We start from the raw sequence: 9,261 nt of genomic DNA on the forward strand, positions 1-9,261 counted from the left end.
ATGGGTGATGCTGCCGTCATCATCGGCTTCATGCTCGTGCTGTTCGGCCTCGGACTGTATTTCTATGTCGGCGGTCTCGGCGGCATCATCGGATCGCTTTCGGCAAACCGCACCATCGAATCCGCCCGCCGCCGGGAACACGTGCACAGCACCGCTGCCGTGCGCGCGGACAGCCTGTCTTCCCAGCCCCCCGCTTCGGCGGGGGCTGGATTTTCACGGCCCGACATTCTTGCGGCCATCGACAAAAAATATTCCAATGACCTCACCCCCATCGAGATCCGCGTGGCGGACCTGGTGCCGGGGCTAATCTCGCGCGTCTCGCTGGAACGCATGGGCATCGCCATGGCCGACGAGCTGGCGACGTTCAAGAAGATCTACAATAACAAAGATGACGGGATGGATCGCCTGATCGGCGACACTCAGGAATCCTATCTGCGTAAGATCGCGGCCGGGGCGTTGGAAGATGCGGTGCTGACGCGCACCCTGACCGATTTCAAGGACAACGAACGCGCGGTACTCCGCCTGACCGAGATACTGCACGCCCTCGGCGAGGTGAGCGCGCGCGAGCGCATGGAAATCTTCGCCCCCATCGTGTGGAATGAGGGCAAATGCCTCGTGCGCTCCGATGTGCCGGGTTTCCGTAGCGGGGACCGACTAGAGGCACTGCGTGAACGCCTGGGAAAGCTGCTATTGGGGCATTTTGGCGAGACCGTTGCGTCAGCGGAACGCCTACAGGCGCGCTTGCGCGCGGTTTTGGCCCAGCCGGGGCGGGTCGGCGAAGGGGATCGAGCCGTGCTCGAGCGCTATTTGTTCGCCGGAGCCCGTTGGCTAGCGCCTGATTCCTCTGCCTCTTCCCTTGCGCCGCAAGGAACGAACAGCAGGACCGTGCTGCGGCTAGGCGCCTTCGAAGACGGCGGCGATCTCCTGTACGACTTGCCGCAAAGCCTCACCACCATCGGCATGCCTGGCTCGGGCAAATCGCAAACCCAGGTCGCAAGGAACCTGCTGCATTACCGGGGCGGTGCCGTGGTGGTTGACCTGAAGGGCGAACTTTTCGACATGACGGGCGGCTGGCGTCATGCGGAAGTCGGGCCGGTGCAATGTTTCGCTCCGGATCGGCCAGAGATCTCCGCCACGTTCAATCCCCTGGATTGGGTGCGCGGCGATCCGATATATGCTTGGGACGACGCCGAGCGCCTGGCCGATCTTCTGGTGGTCAAGACCAAGGAGGCAAAAGACCCTTATTGGGAGCAGCGAGGCCTTTCCCTGGTGACCACGGCATTGTCTTACACCGCAATCGCCGCTCCGCCAGAACAGCGCAATATGAGCCACGTACTCAACCAGCTGTACGCCATCTCCGAGGACGAGGACCGCCAGAAATGGGCGGCCGCCTTGGCGGAAACCGGGGTAGAACAGCTGCGTTTAGAAGCTAAAGCGTTCCGCGACATGCCGCAGAACCAGCGGGAAGGCGTGTTCGAGAATGCGCGCACACAGCTGCGGGTGTGGATTTCCCCGGCGATCAAAGCCATCAGCCACACCAGCTCCATCAATACCCTGGGCCTGCGCACCGGCGCCACGCTTTACCTGTGCGTTCGGGACGAAGATCTGGAACGCTATGCGACCGTGCTGCGGCCTCTCATCGGCCTCTCCATGCGCGATCTCATGTTCGGAGGCCCTGACCGTGAAGCGCCGGTCGTCACCTTCTTCATTGACGAGGCGCCCCGCCTCGGCCGCATGGACATCCTGGAATCCATGATCGACATCGGTCGGGGCTACGGCCTGCGAGTCTGGCTTCTGGCCCAAAATATCGGCCAGTTCCGCGAGCGCTACAAAAATGCCGATGGCATGATCGGCAATTGCATGGTGCGCTGCTACATGAATCCGGACGAGGAAGACGCGCAGCGGCTCTCCCGACTTCTCAATGAACGCGAAGGGCTTCTTGACGGACGTCGGAAGGCGCTCGTTGAGCCATGGCAACTGAGCGGTCCAGAGTATGCGGATAAGATTATTGCCTTCATTGCCAAGAATCACCCTGCTCGCTTGACCAAGGTGATGCCGCAGGATGATCTGGTGTGCTCCGGCCGCATCGGCTGGCCCCTGGGCCAGGCGGAGAAGGATGGAGTGTTGCTCACAATACTCCCCACGAGCCGGTCTCAGGCGGGGGTACAAAACTAAAAGTCCGGCCGCAAACGCCCCGAGGCGGTGGCTGTCCGCCCCCGCACTCCCGAGGATATTTGGACAGGGTTGGGGGACTTCCGTTAGGATTCCGGTGCGGTGCAGCCTGGGAAGGCGATGACCGTCAGGGTTGGGAGCCGCCCCGGGGGTCCCCCGCCGCCCGGGGCGGCTTCAGCTTCCTTGCAGGGCTGCCACCCGTTGCCGCGCCGTGCGGTAGTGCCGGTAGTCCAGCTCCATGCCGGTGAACGCGCGTCCGCACCGGCGGGCCGCCACCAAGGTCGAGCCCGAGCCGCAGAACGGATCCAGGACCAGGCCCCCGGCGGGGCACAGCGCCTCGATGAGCGGTTGCAGGACCTCCACGGGCTTTTCCGTGGGGTGATGGCGGTTGCCGGTATAGACCCACTCGCGCACGTCGCCGATGGCGGCGCCGGACAGATCGGGGGCGCCCTTGGCCAGCAGATAGGCTTGCTCGTGCTCGTGCCGCAGGTAGCGGACCGAGGAAGCATAGCCCTTGCGGAACACCAGGTGCCCGACCGGCCGGAACCCGGTGGCGCGCCAGGCGGCCATGAACGTGTCCACCTGGTGCCAGCCGTAGAAGCTGACGCACAGGCTGTCGGGTTTCAGGAGCCGGTGCATCTCGGCGAACGCGGGAGCCAGCCAGCGGGCGTTGTCGTCGTTGCGGACGGTCCGGCCGCTGCGGTCCCGGTAGCGGCACAGGTAGGGCGGATCGGTCAGGATGAAGTCCACGCTGGCCGCGGGCATCCGGCGCATGAGCCGCACGCAATCGCCGTGCCGGACGGCGCCCCCGGAGGGGGAGGCGGGGCGATCATTGCCCCGCCTCCCGGGTGTCGGTCTGGTCCCTGGGCTTGCGCTTGCGGATGACCAGGCGGCCGTCCACGGGGATGCAGCTGAGCCTGACGTTGAAGCCGTCGCCCTTTTCGTGGGACCAGGCAGCGCCGATGCGGGTCCAGTAGGCGGTTTCGCCCTCACCCTCGACCACGTAGACATCGTGGCTGGGAGGGGTTGCTTGGTTGCGTTTCATGGTGGGGATCTCCCTTTGGTTTTTCCGGCCACGCCCTTCGCGGCCGGTCGGGAGTTCCAAGCGGCGGGCAGCCGAGGCCCAAGGGGTCGTCCGACGGTCACCGGCAACACGGGAGCGCAGCGAATGGAGCGGGCGGCCGATTGACCGGCGGCGGCGCGCGCCGCATCTCCCGAACGTCCTGGCCGCGTGCGGGGCCGCGCCAAGGGAGCGGGTCTCCGGAACGCCAAGAAAATCGATCTCACGGCCAACGGGCGGGGTCCCGGGCGCAACCGCCTTCGTCCTGGACGGCATCAAAGCCCCCTGCCCTCTCGCGGCGCGGGGGGCCAACGGGTGGGGAGGCGCTTTCGTCTGGATGGCTGCGGGCGGCGTTCGGCCGCCATGGATCAGCTCCCGCGTAGCGGGGCAGCTCGCTCCTGCCTGTCGGGCTGAAAGGCGTGGGAAGCCGCTGGGAGCGCTTTGGGGGATGCTGGTGGAGGATTTATCGTCCGAGAGGTTAAACGCCCGCAGAAGGCCGCCTGACCGGCTTTGCGCCCCCTTCCAGACAAAGCAGATCGCATGACCGATCAGGCTTCCGACCTTTCGCGACGATGGCCGGGCTGCGGGATGCTGGGAAGTTACTCCTGAACGGGGAGTCGAGCGACCAAAAACCACCAAATTCGATTCATCGGCTTGTTCTGAGATTCTGATGATGTTCGGTAAAAAAGTGTTCTGAGATGTTCTGTTATGTTCTGTATCTATATATGGCGCCACCAAGTCTGCGTGGAATGCGCCACCAAGTCTGCGTGGAATGCGCCACCAAGTCTGCGTGGCAAATCGGGGTGGGCGCCACCAAGTCTGCGTAGGTGCGCCACCAAGTCTGCGTAGTGCATAGCGTAAGCCGTTGAAAACAAAGATGCCAAAAAACAGGCGGGCGCCACCAAGTCTGCGTGCCGGATTCCGGCTCGGGAGGCGCCACCAAGTCTGCGTATTCCGGAGCTTCGGCGACGGCTCGGAGGCGCCAGTAAGTCTGCGTGCTTCCGACCCTCGCCGAGGTGGGTAAGGGCGCCACCAAGTCTGCGTAACCTGGCCCCGGGAAGCGCGAGAGGTTGGGAAATGAGGTTCGGCGCGGCGCACGGGAGCCACGGCGGTGCGCAGGCGCCACCAAGTCTGCGTATACAACAGCTTGACGAATCAGGATTTTCTTGCAGCTCGGGGAGCTGGAAGCGCGAGCACGTGGGGATCGGCGGGCTCCATGACCAAGCCGTCTTCGGTGACCTTGACGGGGATCTTGGGGAGCACCTCCTTGAGGTGAGCCAGATCCTGGGCGAACTGCGCGCGGAAGGCGCGCGGCCTGGCGAAGGACCCCCGAACTGTTCCGCAAGGGCCTTCCAGCTGACGCGCAACGTGGTGTCGATGTTGTGGAGACGGTAGCCCATCCAGGTGTAGAGGTCGAGCTTGCGGGCCGATCCGGCGAACGTCCGGATGACGTGGGCGCTGACCGGTAAGGCGTGCCGGTCGAGCGATTTATAGAAGGCGTCGTTGAACGTCACCGTGTCCGGCCAGAACATCTTCTGGTCCGGGTTGATGTTGGGCGGCAGCCACACGTCGATGGAATCGAAGGGCGTGATGCGCCGGGTGCGGGCGGTCTGCCCTGCCCCGTCCCATACGCCGATCTTCATGTCACAGGCCGCGAGGGCGTTCAGCTGTTCCTTGAATGCCTGGAGGGTCCCCTTCTTCCCGCCGGTGACCGGAAAGCCCATGTCCCGGATGAAGCCGGAAAGGCTGTCGGCGATCTCGATGGTGGGGTTTTTCTGCCGGATGGCTTCGGAGCATAGGTAGATCATGATGAGCCGGGCCTTCGGACCGAAGGGCAGCGGCTGCTGCACCCATTGCTGATCCTTGCCGGTGAGTTCACCGGCCTGGATGAGGAGGCTCATGTTGCCCTGCTGCTTCTCGAAGCGGCGCACCTCCGGCGGTGGGCGGTCATAGGGCATGCCGCAGACGGCGATGACACTGTGGATGTGGCGCAGGTCGGCCGGAGTGGGCTGGGTGTTCTCGATGACTTCCCGGATGATGGCGCGGCGACGCCGTTCGCGGGCATGACCGCGAGGGCCTGGGCCTTGGCTTCCTCCGCCTGGCGCTCGTCGTCGCGGCGGCGCTGGGTGGTGACCAGGATGCCCACCTGCTGCTCGAACAAGAATTTCCCGCGCGCCTCTTCGAGTTTGGCGCGCAGGTCCTCGTCGCGAATCAGGTGCTCGTCCGGGTGCCGCATCACATCATGCTATGCCGTGCGACAAGACGGCGGAAGGGTTCGCGGCTGGATTGTGCCCAAGGAACCGGCACGACAGCATATTTATGCTATAGCATAAAAGCATAATTATGCCTTACCCTTGCGGGTGATCTCGTCGATGGACGGGTGAAGGCGGGATGTCAGCACGTGGTCGATGCCCTCGCGCAGAAGGTCGTGGACCTTCTTGCGCTCCACATGGGCGATCTCGCGCAGCACGTCATGCACGGCGTGCGAGAGGTAGAGGCTGGTGCGGAACATGTCCCCCTCCCTTTTGCGGGGGCGGCGGATTCCACCACGCGGGCGTCCTCGGCGGCGGGAAGCATCGGGGCTGGCGCGGGTGCGGGCTTCGCCTTTTGGGCGGCGGGGGCCTTTTGGGGCACCGTTGCAAAGTCTGATGCGTCGAAAATGGAAGGTCTGCGGCTCATTGGGTCACCTCCGGGGCTTGGCGATTGATCCAGGCCCACAGGGCGCGGACTTCCTCGGCGGCGCGTCCCTTGGGGGCAAACTCGGTCACTCCCTGCCCGGCCGCGAAAGCGTCTTGATAGTCGGTGCGGGAGCAAATGGGCGGTTCGGCCAGGAAGCCGAGGGCCGAAAGCCCGGCGGCCATGTCGGCGGCGCGTGAGCTGCGGCCGGAGCTGGGGCACTGGTTGAGCACGAAGGCAAAGGGCTTGTCACCACGCATCAGCGCCCGGACAGTCTGCTGCACGGCCATGGCATCGAGGCGGGTCGGCCGGATGGGGACCAGGCACCAGCTGGCGGCTTCCATGGCCTTGTGGGTGGCGGTGTTGTCGGCGCCGGGCGTGTCGATGATGACCAGGCTAAAGCCCTTGTTGGCCAGGCCGCGCACCATGTCGGGCAGCTGAGCGACGTTCTTTGCCGGGAACGTCTCAACAATCGGGGTTTCAGCGGTTCGCAGCTCCCCCCAGCGTGCCAGCGAGCCTTGGGGGTCGAGGTCGAAGGCGGCGACGGTCTCACCGGCTTCCATGGCGGCAACGGCAAGGGAGGTGGCAAGGGTGGTCTTGCCGGTCCCGCCCTTCTGGGTGGTGAGGGTGATGATCTTCATGTGCAGCATAATAGCATAAAGACGCTGTGACGCTACAGCATAACATCTCAAGATATAAGAGCATCATTATGCTACAGCATAAAGATATTATAGCATAAAAGCATAATGACGCTGCGTGTGGCCTATGTCTCTGTTTTCATTGGGTCAGGGGTTCAGCCTGCCTGAACCCCTGCCACGTGGCGAACGCGGGGAAGGGTGGGGGGCAAGGGCTTGCCCCTTGCGGGGGAGGGATGGGGCGGCGCCCCGTCCTCCCTCTCGGCCGCGTCTGCGGCCGGAAGGTGCTGCATCAGGGATGGACGCCCGCAGGGCCGAGACCGTTTGCGGGCTCGGTTCACGACAGCCCGGCGGCCGAAGGCCGGAGGCACCGTTTGAATTAGTTTCGCATATGATTCGAAAACCAATTGACGTGGCCAAGCCAAAAAGCTACACACTAAATCACCGGCGCGGATATGGTATCCGACGCGGTTTCAGATGGAGCTAAACATGGCCAATTTGTCGAGCGAACAGAATGTAACGATTACGTGGAAGATGCTGGTGGAAGCTGCCAAGAAGGCTGCGGCAGCGCAGGGCTACGCCTTGGAACGCCTTCCGGGCCGTGGGCTGTCCAATATCTGGCAGCTGACCAAGGGGGGTAAGACCAAGGTCACGTCCATCCGCACCACGCGGGATCGCTGGGTTGCCTTCCCCCCGTTGGCGGGCGGCACCAAGTGGAAGACCCTGGACGAGGTGGACACGGTTCTGGTGGCCACGGTGGATGCCCGGAGAACCCTCAGAATGTGCAGGTTTACATGTTCCCCGCTGACGACGTGCGAAAGCGCTTCAATGGGTCCTATGCGGCCCGGATCAAGGAGGGGCTGAAGGTCCAGGACAATTTCGGCATGTGGGTCTCGTTGGACCGCGATGAGCGCCCGGTATTCAGTGTGGGTTCGGGCATCATTGAGCACTACAAGCCCATCGCGATCTACCCGTTGGCCGACTTGGCGGCCGGAACCGCTGGCGAGGAGAGCGAAGCCGAGGCCGAAGAGGCCGCAGCTGAGACTGCCGCGCCGACCCTTACCACCATTTCAGATGTGATCTCGTGGGCGCGCGAGCGCGTGGCGCAGATCGCGGGCGTGCAGCTGTCCGCTGTGAAGCTCGATCTCAAGATCGAGTGGTGAGGTAAATCGGGGGAGGGGAAGGGCGCCCCTCCTCCCCCTCGACCGCTATTCGAATGCCACGCCCTTTGTATTTCACAGTGAAAATACGTATTGTCAGTATGACAGTGTAATATCGTGTGCTATAAGGGAGGAAAGAAAGGGTGCGAACATGAGAACGAGTAAACCGGTGACGGTCACGCTGGGCGACATGGCGGAGCGGGTCGATGCCCTGCGGGTGTCCGGGCGCTATGCGTCCACGAGCGAGGTCCTGCGCGCCGGGGTGCGGGCTCTGGAGCGGGAACAGGCGGCGCTGGATGCGTACATGCGGGAGGAAGTCCGCAAAGCCCTCGATGATACGCGGCCAAGCGTCCCGTCGGAGGATGTGTTTGCGCGGCTGAAGCGGCGCCACCAGGAGGAAGCGAAAGCGGCCGGGCGTGGCGTTTAAGGTCGTATTTCGCCCCCGGGCGGCCGAGGCGCTTGATCAGCTTTACACCTATATCAGCGAGCGCGGCGGCGCGGACGTGGCCCTTGGATATGTTCTGAAGATCGAGGAGCAATGCGCGCGCTTGGCGGAGATGCCGGAGCGGGCACCCCTCCGGCCGGAGGTTGGACCTGGTGTGCGCGTGCTCTCATTCCGGCGTCGGGTATCGATTGCCTACCGGATCACGGGGAAGGTGGTGGAGATCCTGGGCGTGTTCTACGGCGGCCGCTTCATGGAAGGCGCGCTCAGCGACGATCTGTAAAGCGCCAGGCGGGGCTTGAAGTCGCTCCGCCACTTCCTACCTAGAGCGGGTTACGAAATAGCCGCAGCGTGTTTGAGAGGTCACCCCTAGGCTTAAACGGTAAAAAACCTCTCATCTGCTGGCCTGTTGCGTGAAGGCGGCTACCCCAAGGGCCTCGCGCATAGAGAGAAAGGGTTGCGAATGTTCGCAGTCTTTTGTCTCGAAGCCAGGCAGTCGGGGCATAGCAAGTGCTATCGACTCAAGCTGGGATTTTATATCCCGGGCTTTGCTTCGTTAGCTCTTCTGGCTCGACTGTTTTAGACAGGAAGGGCACCAGCTCCGGCTGGTGCCCTTTTTGTTTCTAGATACTTAGATGGGCTGGGCGTATCCCTTGCGGACCTTCTGGCGCTGGCACTTGTCCAGGGCCGCCTCGGCCAGGGCAGGGAGGGGAACGGCGTGGAGGCCACCCGGCCGGGGGAGCCGATCCGGCCCCACTCGCGCACCAGGCACCATTCACCGAACAGGCTGGGCTGCACGGTGAGCATGTAGAACCTGGCCATGTTGCGGCTGGGATCAATCCTGCGCAGCTGCACGGTGCTCATGGGCGGGGCCTCAGCCTGGAGATGGTGGAGCGGCTGACGTTGAAGATGCGCGCCAGGTCCGCGAGCTGGGCGCCGTCCGCCAGGCGCTCACGCACCTCCTGCTTCTGCTGGGGGCTCAGAGCCGATCGGCGGCCCATCACCTGACCGCGTTCCTTGGCACGGGCGCGGCCCTCCGCCGTCCGGGTGCGGATCAGGTCCCGTTCCACGTCGGCGAGTCGCCGAGGACGGCGAGCATCAGGCGGCCGGTGCTGG

At 63.9% G+C, this 9,261-nt stretch carries 11 protein-coding genes; 4 read left to right on the forward strand and 7 right to left on the reverse strand.

Features of this window, described 5'->3' with window-relative positions:
- Positions 1–2,175, forward strand: a complete 2,175-nt coding sequence (locus EZH22_RS31430) for a type IV secretory system conjugative DNA transfer family protein (protein WP_203197168.1) — start codon at positions 1–3, stop codon at positions 2,173–2,175.
- Positions 2,176–2,346: 171 nt separating this feature from the next.
- Here the strand turns inward: EZH22_RS31430 and EZH22_RS31435 are convergent, their stop codons facing one another.
- The 5 genes from EZH22_RS31435 to EZH22_RS31455 all read right to left on the reverse strand — a co-directional run bounded on the left by EZH22_RS31435 (position 2,347) and on the right by EZH22_RS31455 (position 6,549).
- Positions 2,347–2,955, reverse strand: coding sequence for a DNA methyltransferase (locus EZH22_RS31435; protein ID WP_269902926.1), 609 nt, complete (start codon positions 2,953–2,955; stop codon positions 2,347–2,349).
- A gap of 46 nt (positions 2,956–3,001) precedes the next feature.
- On the reverse strand, positions 3,002–3,217 hold the full coding sequence (locus EZH22_RS31440) for a hypothetical protein (RefSeq protein WP_203197153.1): 216 nt from the start codon (positions 3,215–3,217) through the stop codon (positions 3,002–3,004).
- Positions 3,218–3,951: 734 nt separating this feature from the next.
- Positions 3,952–5,133, reverse strand: coding sequence for a replication protein RepA (locus EZH22_RS32310; RefSeq protein ID WP_231711645.1), 1,182 nt, complete (start codon positions 5,131–5,133; stop codon positions 3,952–3,954).
- Positions 5,134–5,573: 440 nt separating this feature from the next.
- Positions 5,574–5,744 carry a hypothetical protein gene (locus tag EZH22_RS31450; RefSeq protein WP_203197155.1) on the reverse strand — a complete coding sequence of 57 codons (171 nt, stop codon included), beginning with the start codon at positions 5,742–5,744 and terminating at the stop codon, positions 5,574–5,576.
- Between the two features lie 163 nt (positions 5,745–5,907).
- A complete protein-coding gene (locus EZH22_RS31455) occupies positions 5,908–6,549 on the reverse strand; it encodes a ParA family protein (RefSeq protein WP_203197156.1) in 642 nt (213 codons plus the stop codon).
- A gap of 788 nt (positions 6,550–7,337) precedes the next feature.
- Between EZH22_RS31455 and EZH22_RS31460 the strand changes: the two genes are divergently transcribed.
- The 3 genes from EZH22_RS31460 (at position 7,338) to EZH22_RS31470 (ending at position 8,428) form a co-directional block, all read left to right on the forward strand.
- The gene (locus EZH22_RS31460) at positions 7,338–7,706 is read left to right on the forward strand and encodes a hypothetical protein (RefSeq protein WP_203197169.1); all 369 of its coding nucleotides are present in this window, start codon (positions 7,338–7,340) and stop codon (positions 7,704–7,706) included.
- A gap of 148 nt (positions 7,707–7,854) precedes the next feature.
- Positions 7,855–8,130, forward strand: coding sequence for a ribbon-helix-helix domain-containing protein (locus tag EZH22_RS31465; RefSeq protein WP_203197158.1), 276 nt, complete (start codon positions 7,855–7,857; stop codon positions 8,128–8,130).
- Entirely contained in the window at positions 8,120–8,428 is a 309-nt protein-coding gene (locus EZH22_RS31470; protein WP_203197159.1) for a type II toxin-antitoxin system RelE/ParE family toxin, read from the forward strand. The genes EZH22_RS31465 and EZH22_RS31470 overlap by 11 nt, the downstream gene beginning before the upstream one ends.
- Positions 8,429–8,724: 296 nt before the next feature.
- On the opposite strand, the gene EZH22_RS32745 is transcribed toward EZH22_RS31470, so the two are convergent.
- Both EZH22_RS32745 and EZH22_RS31480 read right to left on the reverse strand, forming a co-directional pair.
- A complete protein-coding gene (locus EZH22_RS32745) occupies positions 8,725–9,009 on the reverse strand; it encodes a WGR domain-containing protein (RefSeq protein WP_203197170.1) in 285 nt (94 codons plus the stop codon).
- A partial coding sequence (locus tag EZH22_RS31480; protein WP_231711646.1) for a helix-turn-helix domain-containing protein occupies positions 9,006–9,261 on the reverse strand: 256 nt, incomplete at its 5' end. The genes EZH22_RS32745 and EZH22_RS31480, both read right to left, overlap by 4 nt.

Origin of the sequence: Xanthobacter dioxanivorans (assembly GCF_016807805.1) — a bacterium.
Classification (GTDB): domain Bacteria; phylum Pseudomonadota; class Alphaproteobacteria; order Rhizobiales; family Xanthobacteraceae; genus Xanthobacter; species Xanthobacter dioxanivorans.